The 13,558-nt window shown below is 59.6% G+C and carries 13 protein-coding genes; 11 read left to right on the top strand and 2 right to left on the bottom strand.

Annotated features, from left to right (window positions below; all coding sequences use genetic code 11):
* Positions 1-12: 12 nt before the first annotated feature.
* Positions 13-318 (bottom strand): BufA1 family periplasmic bufferin-type metallophore, encoded by a 306-nt coding sequence (locus AC4FIA_RS13480; RefSeq protein WP_490366287.1) that lies wholly within the window; start codon positions 316-318, stop codon positions 13-15.
* Positions 319-569: 251 nt separating this feature from the next.
* Positions 570-2,519 carry a threonine--tRNA ligase gene (gene thrS / locus AC4FIA_RS13475; protein ID WP_490366286.1) on the bottom strand — a complete coding sequence of 650 codons (1,950 nt, stop codon included), beginning with the start codon at positions 2,517-2,519 and terminating at the stop codon, positions 570-572.
* 174 nt (positions 2,520-2,693) lie between these two features.
* Here thrS and AC4FIA_RS13470 point away from each other — a divergent pair, with 174 nt between their 5' ends.
* From AC4FIA_RS13470 to murB, 11 genes are all read left to right on the top strand, one after another.
* Complete coding sequence (locus AC4FIA_RS13470; RefSeq protein WP_287474550.1) at positions 2,694-3,362, top strand: DNA-3-methyladenine glycosylase I; 669 nt, start codon at positions 2,694-2,696, stop codon at positions 3,360-3,362.
* 60 nt (positions 3,363-3,422) lie between these two features.
* Positions 3,423-4,673, top strand: a complete 1,251-nt coding sequence (locus tag AC4FIA_RS13465) for an MFS transporter (protein ID WP_490366285.1) — start codon at positions 3,423-3,425, stop codon at positions 4,671-4,673.
* A gap of 59 nt (positions 4,674-4,732) precedes the next feature.
* A complete protein-coding gene (locus AC4FIA_RS13460) occupies positions 4,733-5,473 on the top strand; it encodes an alpha/beta fold hydrolase (RefSeq protein WP_490366284.1) in 741 nt (246 codons plus the stop codon).
* Complete coding sequence (locus AC4FIA_RS13455; protein ID WP_490366283.1) at positions 5,466-6,356, top strand: alpha/beta hydrolase; 891 nt, start codon at positions 5,466-5,468, stop codon at positions 6,354-6,356. The genes AC4FIA_RS13460 and AC4FIA_RS13455 overlap by 8 nt, the downstream gene beginning before the upstream one ends.
* A 92-nt stretch (positions 6,357-6,448) precedes the next feature.
* Positions 6,449-7,444 (top strand): nuclear transport factor 2 family protein, encoded by a 996-nt coding sequence (locus tag AC4FIA_RS13450; RefSeq protein WP_490366282.1) that lies wholly within the window; start codon positions 6,449-6,451, stop codon positions 7,442-7,444.
* A 91-nt stretch (positions 7,445-7,535) separates the two neighbouring features.
* Positions 7,536-8,276 carry an alpha/beta fold hydrolase gene (locus AC4FIA_RS13445; protein WP_490366281.1) on the top strand — a complete coding sequence of 247 codons (741 nt, stop codon included), beginning with the start codon at positions 7,536-7,538 and terminating at the stop codon, positions 8,274-8,276.
* A 113-nt stretch (positions 8,277-8,389) separates the two neighbouring features.
* A complete protein-coding gene (gene ftsW / locus AC4FIA_RS13440; protein WP_103910955.1) occupies positions 8,390-9,556 on the top strand; it encodes a putative lipid II flippase FtsW in 1,167 nt (388 codons plus the stop codon).
* Positions 9,557-9,601: 45 nt separating this feature from the next.
* A complete protein-coding gene (locus tag AC4FIA_RS13435; protein WP_490366280.1) occupies positions 9,602-10,711 on the top strand; it encodes a UDP-N-acetylglucosamine--N-acetylmuramyl-(pentapeptide) pyrophosphoryl-undecaprenol N-acetylglucosamine transferase in 1,110 nt (369 codons plus the stop codon).
* Positions 10,711-12,117, top strand: a complete 1,407-nt coding sequence (gene murC, locus AC4FIA_RS13430) for a UDP-N-acetylmuramate--L-alanine ligase (protein WP_490366279.1) — start codon at positions 10,711-10,713, stop codon at positions 12,115-12,117. Before AC4FIA_RS13435 ends, murC begins: the two co-directional genes overlap by 1 nt.
* 131 nt (positions 12,118-12,248) lie before the next feature.
* Positions 12,249-12,506, top strand: a complete 258-nt coding sequence (locus AC4FIA_RS13425; protein WP_490366278.1) for a DUF2484 family protein — start codon at positions 12,249-12,251, stop codon at positions 12,504-12,506.
* Positions 12,507-12,578: 72 nt separating this feature from the next.
* Complete coding sequence (murB, locus tag AC4FIA_RS13420) at positions 12,579-13,502, top strand: UDP-N-acetylmuramate dehydrogenase (protein WP_490366277.1); 924 nt, start codon at positions 12,579-12,581, stop codon at positions 13,500-13,502.
* Positions 13,503-13,558: the final 56 nt, after the last annotated feature.

Below are 13,558 nucleotides of genomic sequence, written 5' to 3'. Positions count from 1 at the left end.
ACGCCGCGTGGCTTACGAAGTCGGCAGATCGCGATCGAGCGCTTCGAGCGAACCCATGCGCGCCTTGCCGTCTGCCATCGCAGGCAGTTCGATCGAGGTGCAGGTGCCCGCGTCAACCAGCGTGAAGGCGTTGCCCTGATAGTCGACTTTGGACGTGCCGGCGCAGGTTGTGCCCGGGCCTGCGGCGCAGTCGTTTTCGCCCGCGAGGGAAACGCCGTAGCATTTCTCTTTTTCCATGGCGTGTGCGCTTGTTGTTGCGGCTGTCATGGATGCGGCGACTGCACCAATCAGTGCAACTGTTTTGAGTGTTTTGGACATTTCGGTTTCCCCTGTCTGATGACATGTTTCAAAAAATCCGGAACGGGATCGGTTCCGACGCCATCAGGGTGCCGCGAGAAGCGGGAGCAGGCCATTCACAGGCCCGTGGGTCACGATCTGCTTATCTCTTGTTATGGTTGTGTGATGGATTGCAGGTGCAGCAAGGCTATGTTTTTCGGGCCGAAATAAAAAAGGCCCCGCGTGATGCAGGGCCTTTTTGTAAGATTTCGCAACCTTCCAGTGGTGGAATGTTACAGAAGATCGGGCGCTTTCGCGGCCTTGGCCAGCTCGTCCGTAATTTCCGTGAGCGATGTTACAGAGGTTTTGTTTTCGCCCAGACGGCGCACGGTGACGGTGCGCTCTTCGACTTCGCGGTGACCGACGGCCAGAATGACCGGAACTTTACCGACCGAATGTTCGCGGACCTTATAGTTGATCTTCTCGTTGCGAATGTCGGCCTCGGCGCGGATGCCTGCTTTGCGCAGGATATCGACGACCTCGGTCACGTAGTCATTCGCTTCGCCAGTGATCGAAGCCACGACGACCTGACGCGGGGCGAGCCAGAACGGAAGCTTGCCTGCGTGTTCTTCGATCAGGATGCCGATAAAGCGTTCGAATGATCCCAGAACCGCGCGGTGCAGCATGACGGGGCGGTGCTTCGACCCGTCCGCGCCCACATAGGTCGCGTCCAGACGTTCGGGCAGAACAAAGTCCACCTGAAGCGTACCGCACTGCCAGTCACGGCCGATGGCGTCGGTCAGAACGAATTCCAGTTTGGGGCCGTAGAAAGCCCCTTCACCGGGGTTCAGCTCGAACTCGCAACCTGCGGCCTGCGTCGCGGCTTTGAGGGCGGATTCGGATTTGTCCCAGACTTCGTCGGACCCGGCGCGTGTTTCTGGGCGGTCAGAGAACTTGACCTTGAAGCTTTCAAATCCGAGGTCTTTGTAGATGCCTGACAAGAAGTCGATAAACCGTTTGGTTTCATCTTCGATCTGATCCTCGCTGCAGAAGATGTGCGCGTCATCTTGGGTAAACCCGCGAACGCGCATGATGCCATGCAATGCGCCCGAAGGTTCGTACCGGTTGCACGACCCGAATTCGGCCATGCGCAGCGGAAGATCGCGGTAGGATTTCAGGCCTTGGTTAAAGATCTGGACGTGGCAGGGACAGTTCATCGGCTTAAGCGCGTTGACGGCCTTTTCACGGGCATGTTCTTCGTCCACTTCGACGATGAACATGTTCTCCTGATACTTCTCCCAGTGACCGGAAGCTTCCCACAGTTTGCGGTCAACGACCTGCGGTGTGTTCACCTCGACATAGCCGCCGGCGCGCTGGGCGCGGCGCATGTAGTCTTGCAGTGTGGTGTAGACGGTCCAGCCGTTCGGGTGCCAGAACACCTGACCGGGGGCCTCTTCCTGCATGTGGAACAGGTCCATTTCGCGGCCCAGTTTACGGTGGTCGCGTTTGGCGGCCTCTTCCAGCATCAGAAGGTAGGCTTTGAGGTCGTTGCGGTTCTGGAAGGGAACGCCGTAGATACGCTGAAGCATCTCGCGGTTGCTGTCGCCGCGCCAGTAGGCGCCGGCCACGGACATCAGTTTGAACGCATCACCGGGCACCTGACCTGTGTGCTGCAGGTGCGGGCCGCGGCACAGATCCTGCCAGTCGCCATGCCAGTACATGCGGATCGGCTGACCATCATCAGGGATCGCGTTGACCAGTTCGACCTTATAGTTTTCGCCGGTCTTTTCGTAATGCGCGATGGCATCGGCACGCGACCAGACCTCGGTCCGGACTTCGTCGCGGGCGTTGATGATGTCTTTCATCTTCTTTTCAATCGCGCCGAGGTCTTCGGGCGTGAAGGGCTCTTTGCGGTCAAAGTCATAGTACCAGCCGTTGTCGATAACGGGGCCGATGGTGACTTTGACGTCGGGCCAGAGCTCTTGCACCGCGCGGGCCATGATGTGCGCCAGATCGTGGCGGATCAGTTCAAGCGCTTGGGGCGCGTCCTGCATGGTGTGGATCGCGATGTCCGCGTCGGCGTCGATCGGCCACTGCAGATCCCAGTGCTGGCCGTTGATGGTGGCCGAGATCGCTTTTTTGGACAGGGATTTGGAAATGGAGGCCGCGACTTCGGCAGGGGTGATGCCTGCGTCGAATTCACGTGCGTTGCCATCGGGGAAAGTCAGGGAAATCTGGGCCATTGGCCGTGCTCCTCGTCGGTTTGGCGCCCACAGAACGCCCGGTTGCGGGTGAATGTTTGAGGCACATGTGACGGGCCAAAGCCGATAGGTCAAGATAGGTTGTTGTGCGCGATATGTGTTCGCGTTATGTTCTTTCGGGTCATTTGATGCATTTTTCGATGTGGGGCACATTTCATGAGACGGTTTGACGATATTCTGGCCATCGCGGCAGAACGGAAGGGCAGCTTTGGCGCGGTGCTGGAGGATATTCCCGTTCCCAAAACGCCCGAGGAGCTTGCCGCTATTCCAGATGATCGCTGGCTGTCGACCATGGCCTTCGGGATTTTTCCTGCCGGGATGAGCTGGAAGGTCGTCGAACGCAAATGGCCCGATATCGAAGAGGCGTTTCACGGCTTTGACGTGGCGCGCGTCGCGGGCATGTCCGAGGCGTGGTTTGACGAGTTGATCGCCGACACGCGTATCATTCGCAGCCCACCCAAGGTGCGGGCGATCCGCGACAACGCGGTGATGATCCAGCAGGTCGCGGGGGAATACGGCAGTTTCGGCAAAATGATCGCCGATTGGCCGTCTGACGATTTCGCCGGATTGTTGCAGTGGATCAAGGCAAACGGATCACGTCTGGGTGGCGCGACAGGGGCCTATGTGATCCGCCGCATGGGCAAAGACGGGTTTGTGCCCACACAGGATGTGGTCAAGCGGCTGGTGGCGGAGGGCGTCATCGATAAAGCGCCATCATCGAAAAAGGCATGGGCGGCTGTGCAGGACGCGTTCAACACTTGGGCGAAAGAGTCCGGTCGCTCCCTGACCGAGATCAGCCGCGTTCTGGCGCAAAGCGTCGATTAGGCGGAACCATGCGCGCCCGTCCGGTGTTTGTCTGCGACAGCAGACGATGCGGGACGGGATATGAACGATACGACGACCGAAAAACTATACGACGCGGTGACCAGCGGTACGTCCGAGCCTGACGCGACAGAGGCGCGGAACGGTTTGCGGCATATGGTGTCGCTGAGCATGACCAAGGTTGCCGATGGTGTGCTGAGCCCCAAGCTGGTGCTGGCGTGGATATTGAACAGCCTCGGGTCGCCATCTGCTCTGGTCGGCCTGCTTGTTCCGATCCGTGAGGCAGGCGCGTTGCTGCCGCAGATTTTGATGGCGGGCCGCTTGGCGCGGATGAAGTATCGCAAATGGTTCTGGATTGGCGGATCGCTGGGGCAGGGCCTGTCGGCTGCGGGCATCGCGGCCTCGGCTCTGTTGTTGGAAGGCACCGCTGCCGGTCTGGCGATCTGTGGATTTCTGGCGGTTCTGGCGCTATCGCGGGCGGCTTGTTCTGTCAGTTACAAGGATATTCTGGGCAAAACCGTTGCTGAAAGCCGCCGAGGAACAGTGACAGGTGTTGCTGGCACGGTGGCTTCGGGGGCCGTTGTTATCTTTGCGCTGTTGCTGTTGGTCGGCGCGTTGCAGGACGTGACCATTCTGGCGTCGGCCCTGTTGGTGGCCTCGGTCCTCTGGATCATTGCCGCGCTGCTGTTTTCCCGGATGGAGGAAGAGGCGTCAGAGCCGAATGGTGCGCCCTCAATCGACTTGTCGCCTTTGCGGGATGATGCGCAGTTCCGCCGTTTTATCATGGTGCGCGGGGCGCTGACGGCGACGGCGCTCGCGCCACCGTATCTGGTGCTATTGGGTGGTGACGAATTTGCGCTGGGCGCTTTGGGCGGCTTGCTGTTGGCGTCGTCAGCTGCGTCGTTTGTCAGTTCGTACATCTGGGGGCGTCTGGCCGATGTATCGTCGCGCAAGGTGTTGATGCTGGCGGGTGTGGCAGGGGCTGGGGCTATGCTGGCGGCTGTGGCGGCGTCCTGGGCTGGTGTCACCAGCATTGTCTGGGTATTGCCCGTGATCTTGTTCGGATTGCAGATCGCCTACAACGGCGTGCGTCAGGGGCGGTCGACCTATCTGGTGGATATGGCGCCGGAAGATAGCCGGTCCTCTTATGCGGCTGTGGCGAACACGCTTATCGGTACGCTGTTGCTGGTGGCCGGTGCGTTCGGCGGGGCGCTGTCGTTCCTGTCTGCGGAAGCGGCCTTGATCGGGTTTGCTGGCCTGTCGGTTTTGGGTTCGCTTCTGGCGGTTGGACTGGATGAGGTCGAAGACGGATAACGCCGCTCTGGTAATCTGCCGCTCGGGCCGTCATTCTGCGCCCAAGTGAAGGAGGCGTTATGAGCGACGTTGCATATCTGGATGGCCCGAAGGGTCGCAAACTGGCCTATGTGAAAACCGAAGGTAAGGGGCCCTGTGTGGTGTTCCTGTCCGGTTTCATGTCGGACATGGAAGGCACAAAGGCAGTGCATCTGGAGGCATGGGCCAAAGTCCAAGGGCGCGCGTTCTTGCGGTTCGATTATTCCGGCCATGGTGTGTCGGGCGAACAGTTTGTCGATGGTTGCATCGGCGATTGGGCGGAAGACGCCTGCGCTGTGATCAAGGCGGCGGTCGACGGGCCGGTTGTATTGGTTGGCTCGTCTATGGGGGGCTGGATTTCCTGTCTGGTGACCAAGGCAATGCCAGATCGTATCGCGGGGTTCGTCGGCATCGCCGCCGCTCCTGATTTCACCGAGGACGGTTTCTGGGCGTCGTTCAATGAAGCCACACGCGATAAACTGATGACGGAAGGGCAGGTCAGTCTGCCGTCGGATTACGTGGACAGCTACATCATCACCAAGCGTTTGATCGAGGATGGGCGCGACCAGTTGGTTCTGCGTGATCCTCTGCCGATGTCTTGGCCTGTGCGTCTTTTACAAGGAACCGAAGACGCGAGCGTCAGCCGCGAAACGGCGTTGCGTCTGTTGGATCATATCGACGGAGCGGATGTGCGTCTGACCTTGGTAAAAGGGGCGGATCACCGGTTTTCCGAGCCCGAGTGCCTGAGCATGATCGAAGAGGCGGTGCTGGATATTGTCTGACAGATTTGATCCAGCCGCGCTGGCAGACGGCGTTGATGCCTATCTGGCGACCTCGGAGGCGCAGGTCGCAGGGCTGGACGCACGCGTGGCCAAGCGCGTGCTCTGGTCAGGCGCGCCTGAGGATCAAACGGATTGGGCGGTTGTCTATCTGCACGGCTTTTCCGCCACGTCCGAAGAAATCCGCCCCGTGCCCGACAAGGTGGCCGAGGCGCTTGGCGCCAACCTGTATTTCGCACGGTTCACGGGCCATGGTCTGGATGGCGATGCGTTGGGGCAGGCGAGCCTTGATCGCTGGCTGCAGGACATGGATGAAGCGCTGGCCATCGGGCGCGCGATAGGTCGCCGCGTTTTGCTGATCGGCACGTCAACGGGTGCGACATTGGCGACTTTGGCCGCGATGCGTGGGCTGCCCATGGACGGGGTGGCGGGCCTTGCCTTTGTATCCCCGAACTTTGGGTTGCGTCCCAAAATCACCAAGCTGCTGGATTGGCCCAAGGTCGATGTCTGGGGGCCTTACGTGGCGGGCAAGGAACGCGGGTTTCAGCCGCAGAACGCGGACCATGCCGCATTCTGGACGACGCAATACCCGTTCAAGGCGGTGCTTCCTATGGCCGAAGCGGTGCGTGGTGTCTGGGCGGGGGATTTGGGCGCAGTGATGCTGCCTGCGCTGATGGTGTATTCGCCGGACGACAGGATCGTGTCGCCTGCCAAGACCGAAAAGCTGGCTGAAAAATGGGGCGGCGTGGTTGAGTTGTGCCCCATTGCGCAACAGGACGGGATGGAGCCGGACGCCCATGTGATTGCGGGCGATATCCTGTCGCCGGGGATCACCGGCATGGCGGCGGAAAAGATCGTCGCTTGGGTGCGTGCGTTGCCGGAATAAAACGGCGATCTTGGTTAAGCGTGAATTAAGGTTTTGCAGACAAACTGACGTGGTTTTCAGGGGAACTTGCCCCACCGCGACAGGAGGTCGATGTGAAAGATCTGGTCACAGAACAAAGCGGCGACGTTCAGATGCGCGCGCTGATCGACGGTTTGTGGCGGTCGGCCAACTTTGGGGCTGTCTTCGAAAAGGCTGTGCATCGCGATGTCGTGCTGCACGGGGGCGAGGCGGAATACAAAGGACGGCTGGCGGTTGCGACCTCGGCGCTGGGGCCGATGGTGGCTTGTCCGGACCGCCATGTGATTTGCGAAGACATGGTTTCCCACAAATTGGCAGATGCGCGGGATATCGGCGCGGCACGGCTACGGGTGTCGGGGCGACACGCGGGCGGGGGCGTGTGGGGCGCCCCCACAGGGCGGGACATCAGTTATCCCGTGATGGTGGAAACGACCGTCTCGGACGACAGGATCACCGACATCTGGCGCGTCAGGGATACAGGTGCTGTGTTGTCGGCCTTGGATATCGTGCCCGAGAAATGGGCCGATGACATGCTTGGCGCAACATTGCCCGATGATGTGGTGTTTACGGATGCGGCGGTGACCGATCACGGTGCCGAGGCCGGGAACAACAGCGATTGGGCGCATGTCTGGTCGGATTTGCTAGAGCGCGCGATGGAAGGCGGGTTCCAGTTGTTTCATGACCAGTACGACCCGAGTGCCACGTTGCACTATGCTGGTGGGGTGTCCGCGCATGGCCCGAAATCGGCACAGGCGTTCTGGCTGAACTTGCGGTCATGCTTTCCGTCGGCCGAGTTCCGTATCCTACGCAAACTGGGGGGCGAAGCGCCGCTGGCAGCGCCGCGCGCGGCTTTGCGCTGGGAAATTCGCGGGCGGCATGACGGCTGGGGATCGTTCGGGGCGCCTACGGGAAAAGAAGTTGTCATTCTGGGCCTGTCGCAGGCCGAATTCGGACCGGATGGCGTACGGCGGGAATGGTCGATCTTTGATGTCGGATCGGTCTGGATGCAGATCCGGAAGGGTGGCTTTTCCGCTCGTTTGGCTGGGACAGCCGATGCCCGAAAAACCTAAGGGCGGATTGCGGCGAAATGCCGATAGACAGGGGCGGCGAACTGCGATTTGAACGCGGGTAGATTTTAAGCCCTTTGTTCAGGTGAATTCATTGACCAGAGTTTTCTTTTGCCATGGTGTCCCCGGTGGCGACGCCGAACGGCAGTTGTTGGCCCGCGCCAACCCCGATGTCGAGATCATCGATCTTAATATTTTTGAGCAACCGCCCGAGGATGTCGCGCGGGCTTTGACAGACGCAGTTCCTGCGCACGAAACGGCGCAAGGCGATATTCATCTGGTGGGGTTTTCTATTGGCGCGATGGCTGCGCTTCAAATCGCAGCGCGCTGTCCTGACAAGGTTACAAAGGTGACACTCGTCTCTCCGGCGGCACCGCTGCAGTTGGGGGATTTCCTGCCTGATATGGCTGGCAAGGTTGTTTTTGAAATGGCCGCCCATAAACCAAAAGTGCTGGCGCTTTTGACAGGTGTTCAAGCCGCGATCGTGCGTGCGGCACCTGCGCTGCTGATCAAGGCGTTGTTTGCCAAAAGCACGGCGGCAGAACTGGACCTGTTGAAAGACACGAATTTCCAGAGCGCGATGAAGAGGGTGCTAAAACGGTCTTTCGGAGAATACAGGTCGGCCTATCTCGCGTATCTGAAGGCCTATGTTCTGGATTGGCGATCCGCGCTGTCCCAAGTCCGCTGTCCGGTTGAGATATGGCACGGCACGGCGGACACATGGTCACCGATCGCGATGGCCTATGCCTTGTGTGAAAATATCTCGACTGAATGCACCGTGCGTGAGGTCCCCGATAGCGGACATTATTCAACGCTGTTGCAGGTGCGGCTATAAGCGGGCGGTCTGCGTGGCCCTTCATTTCCGCTAGCTTCGCAAGCAAAATAACGCTAAACTTAGCGTCAGACCCGGACAAACGGGCGATATGAGGCAGTCGAAGGCGGTTTTCCATGACGGAAATGGTTTACGGCACGGTTCCCGTGCGCGACGTAGAACCGATTCTGCCCAAGTGGTGGCGGACGGTAGATACGTGGACGTTGACATGTATCCTGATCCTGTTCGGGATCGGCATGTTGTTGGGGCTTGCGGCCTCTCCGCCCTTGGCAGAACGCAACGGGTTTGACCCGTTCCACTATGTTCAAAGACAGGCGATCTTTGGCGGTGCGGCGCTGGTGGCGTTGTTCCTGACCTCAATGATGTCGCCCACATTGGTGCGGCGCTTGGCTGTAATCGGCTTTGCAGGCGCGTTCGTAGCGCTGATGTTCCTGCCCGTTCTGGGTACGGATTTCGGCAAAGGCGCGGTGCGCTGGTACTCGCTGGGCTTTGCCTCGGTCCAGCCGTCGGAATTCCTGAAACCCACCTTTGTGATCGTCGCAGCATGGATGATGGCCGCGAGCCAAGAGATTGGCGGCCCTCCGGGCAAGCTGTGGTCGTTCATGCTGACCATGCTCATCGTCGGCTTTCTGGTGATGCAGCCAGACTTTGGCCAAGCCTGTCTGGTGCTGTTCGGCTGGGGTGTGATGTATTTCGTGGCCGGTGCGCCGATGATCCTGCTGATTGCGATGGCGGGTCTGGTGGTGATCGGCGGAACGGTTGCCTATCAGAACTCGGAACACTTCGCGCGCCGGATTGACGGGTTTCTGAACCCCGATATCGATCCGACGACGCAGCTGGGCTATGCCACCAACGCCATTCAAGAAGGCGGATTTTTCGGCGTGGGCGTGGGTGAAGGCCAGGTGAAATGGTCGCTGCCTGACGCACATACAGACTTTATTATCGCAGTCGCGGCTGAGGAATACGGCCTTGTGCTGGTGCTGGTGATCATCGCGCTTTACGCGACGATTGTGGTGCGTAGCTTGATCCGCCTGATGCGGGAACGTGATCCGTTCATTCGTCTGGCGGGCACAGGTCTGGCCTGCATGTTCGGCGTTCAGGCCATGATCAACATGGGTGTCGCGGTGCGGTTGCTGCCCGCGAAAGGCATGACTTTGCCGTTTGTCAGCTATGGCGGGTCGTCGCTTATTGCAGGTGGGATCGCAGTGGGTATGTTGCTGGCGTTCACGCGGACCCGTCCGCAAGGCGAAATCGGAGATATCCTGCGCGGCAGGATGCGTTAAGACAGGCTGCTCTGCGCCTGTTTGGCGCTGGGCAGAGGGCAAGCGATGGCACAGCCGGACCGCAAAAAACTACTGGTGATTGCCGCTGGCGGCACGGGCGGGCACATGTTTCCCGCGCAGGCTTTGGCCGAGATCATGCTGCGCCGTGGTTGGCGGGTGAAGCTGTCGACCGACGCGCGCGGCGCGCGCTACACGGGGGGCTTCCCCCATTCCGTCGAAATCGAACAGGTCAATAGCGCGACTTTCGCGCGGGGCGGTTTGTTGGCCAAGGCGCTGGTGCCGTTCCGTGTGGCGTCCGGTGTTGTGTCGATGGCGGTGCGGATGCTGCGCGATAAGCCGGATGTTGTTGCGGGTTTTGGCGGCTATCCCTCTATTCCGGCGTTGGGTGCGGCGACGTTGCTGCGCCTGCCGCGGATGATCCACGAACAAAACGGTGTGCTTGGTCGTGTGAATAAACTGTTTGCAAAGCGCGTTGATGCGGTGGCTTGCGGCACTTGGCCCACGACTTTGCCCGAGGGCGTCGAGGGGGTGCATGTGGGCAACCCCGTGCGTGGTGCGGTGCTGGAACGTCATGGCGCGGGTTATATCGTGCCGGGGGAATACCCGATGTCGATCCTTGTGATCGGCGGATCGCAGGGTGCGCGTATTCTGTCGGACGTGGTGCCGCCTGCGATTGCGGCCTTGCCGATGGCGGCGTTGAAGCATCTACGTATCGCCCATCAGGCGCGGGACGAAGATGGGGAACGTGTCGCGACATTTTATGCTGAAAACGGCATTGATGCCGATGTGCAGCCCTTCTTTCACGACATTCCGACCCGTATGAGCGAGGCGCAACTGGTTGTGTCACGGTCTGGTGCGTCGAGTGTTGCTGATATCTCTGTAATCGGCCGCCCGTCGATCCTGATCCCCTTTGCCGCGGCAACGGGAGATCACCAGACCGCCAATGCCAAGGGGCTGGTGGATGCGGGTGCGGCGATCAAGATCCCTGAATCCAAACTGACCGTCGAGGCCATGACCGAGGCGCTGCTGGCTGTGCTGGACCATCCCGATGGGGCCATGCAGATGTCGCTGGCGGCCCTCTCGCAGGCCAAACCTGACGCCGCTGAAACGCTGGCGAATATGGTCGAAGAGCTTTCTGAAAAGGACAAATCGTAATGAGTGCAGCAGCCACCAAGCTTCCCGGTGACGTAGGTCCGATCCATTTTGTGGGGATCGGCGGGATCGGGATGTCGGGTATTGCCGAGGTTTTGTTGAACCTTGGCTACACCGTTCAGGGATCGGACCTGAAACGGTCCAAGATCACCGACCGTCTTGAGGGGCTGGGAGCGACTGTTTTTGAAGGCCAGCGCGCGGAAAATCTGGAAAATGCGGCTGTTGTCGTTATTTCGTCCGCCATCAAACCGGGCAACCCCGAGCTGGACACAGCGCGGATGAAGGGCCTGCCGGTGGTGCGCCGCGCGGAAATGCTGGCCGAGCTGATGCGGATGAAATCCAACATCGCGATTGCGGGCACGCATGGTAAAACCACCACGACGACGATGGTGGCGACGCTGCTGGATGCTGGGAAATATGACCCGACCGTTGTGAACGGCGGGATCATTCATGCCTATGGCTCGAACGCGCGTATGGGGCAGGGCGAATGGATGGTGGTCGAGGCGGACGAGTCCGACGGCACGTTCAACCGTCTGCCCGCGACCATCGCGATTGTCACCAATATCGACCCTGAGCACATGGAGCATTGGGGCGATTTCGACAATCTGCGTCAGGGCTTCTTGGATTTTGTGTCGAACATTCCGTTCTACGGTTTGGCGGTGTGCTGCACCGACCATGCCGAGGTTCAGACGCTGGTGGGCAAGATCACCGACCGTCGTGTTCTGACCTACGGGTTCAACGCGCAAGCCGACGTGCGCGCCGTGAATCTGCGTTATGAAAAGGGTGTCGCGCATTTCGACATTCTTTTGCAGAACGAAGATGCCAAGATCGAAGGCTGCACATTGCCGATGCCGGGCGATCACAACGTGTCCAACGCGCTGAGCGCGGTTGCCGTTGCCCGTCATCTGGGGATGAAGCGCGATGAAATCCGCGATGCGCTGGCGGCCTTTGGCGGTGTGAACCGCCGCTTTACCCGTGTGGGCGAGGTGGATGGTGTGACCATCATCGACGACTATGGCCACCACCCCGTGGAAATCGCTGCTGTATTGAAAGCTGCACGTCAGGCCTGTGATGGCCGTGTCGTGGCGGTCCATCAGCCGCACCGCTATTCGCGTCTGTCGTCGCTGTTTGATGATTTCTGTTCCTGCTTCAACGACGCTGACGTTGTGGCCATCGCCGAGGTTTATGCCGCTGGCGAAGATCCGATCCCCGGTGCAAGCCGCGATGATCTGGTGGCGGGGTTGATCCGTCATGGCCACCGCCATGCACGCGCGCTGCAAAGCGAAGATGATCTAGAGCGCCTTGTGCGTGAACAAACGCAACCTGGGGATATGGTTGTTTGCCTTGGTGCCGGTACGATCAGTGCCTGGGCTAATAATTTGCCTGCCCGTCTTAGTGGAAAAAGCTAAGTCGAGATAATCCTTTTGGCGCAAAGACATGTTGCTGGACCTGCGCTTTAATACGGCTGTGACCTGAGGGGGTGCACACCTGAGCCGATGACTTTCGGTTCGCACTTTGGGTAACGCGTAGGAGGTACGCTATGAGCCTGTCTTTGGTACTTGTGCTTGTGTGGGCACTGGCGGCGAATGTTTTGGCGATGATCCCGTCAAAGGACAATCACTGGACGCGGGCCTATATCCTGATCGGGATCGGTATTCCGTTGTTGGGCTATGTCACCTATGAAAACGGACCTTGGATCGGCCTGCTGGTTCTGGCGGCTGGTATGAGCGTTCTGCGTTGGCCTGTGCGTTATCTGTTGCGCTGGGTGCGTCGGCAGATCGGGCAGGAAAAGGCATAAATCTGCCTTTTGTCGCCGGGCGTATGTGCAGAAATCTTGCGTCCCTTCGCGGTGCGCATTAGCAGAGCAGGCATGACACAGAAGCTTCCGACACCTCGTGGCCGCCTGACGGCGGACCGTTCCCTGAATGATCTGACATGGTTGCGTGTCGGCGGCCCTGCGGATTGGTTTTTCCAGCCTGCGGATGTCGAGGATTTGCAGGAATTCCTGCGCGATCTTCCCTCCGAGATTGATGTGTTCCCTATGGGGGTCGGATCAAACCTGATTGTGCGCGATGGCGGTTTGCGGGCTGTGGTGATCCGCTTGGGTCGCGGGTTCAACGGGATCGAGGTTGATGGCACGCGGGTGCGTGTGGGCGCTGCGGCGCTGGATGCCCATGTGGCCAAGAAAGCGGCAGAGGCGGGCGTTGACTTGACCTTCCTGCGCACCATTCCCGGCAGTATCGGTGGCGCGGTCACAATGAACGCAGGGTGCTATGGCTCTTACGTGGCTGACGTGTTTGTCGAGGCGCGTGGCGTGACCCGTAAGGGCGAGTTGGTGACACTGACTGCTGGTGATCTGAAGTTCCGCTACCGCCAGAGCGATCTGCCCGAAGGTATGGTGCTGATCGATGCGGTGCTGGAAGGCGAGGCGGGCGATCCTGACGAGCTGCAGGCGCGGATGGAGCATCAGTTGGCCAAACGTGATGCGACGCAGCCCACCAAAGACCGGACGGCAGGATCGACCTTTCGCAATCCCGCAGGGCATTCTTCAACCGGAAAAGCCGACGATGTGCATGATCTGAAGGCCTGGAAGGTCATTGATGATGCAGGCATGCGCGGTGCGACGCTGGGTGGCGCGCAGATGAGCGAGATGCATTCGAACTTCTTAGTGAACACCGGAGAGGCAACTGCTGCTGATCTGGAGGGTTTGGGCGAAGAAGTGCGAAAAAGGGTTTTCCAAAACAGTGGAATAGAGTTACATTGGGAAATCATGCGGGTCGGTGATCCGGAATGACCAACGGGCGCTAGACCCGACACTCAGGTGACCACAGGCAGGTTGCCAAAAATATA

This window comes from Thalassococcus sp. (genome assembly GCF_982780845.1).
The sequence above is the reverse complement of the archived record's forward strand: the minus strand, read 5'-3'. Positions and strand labels throughout refer to the sequence as shown.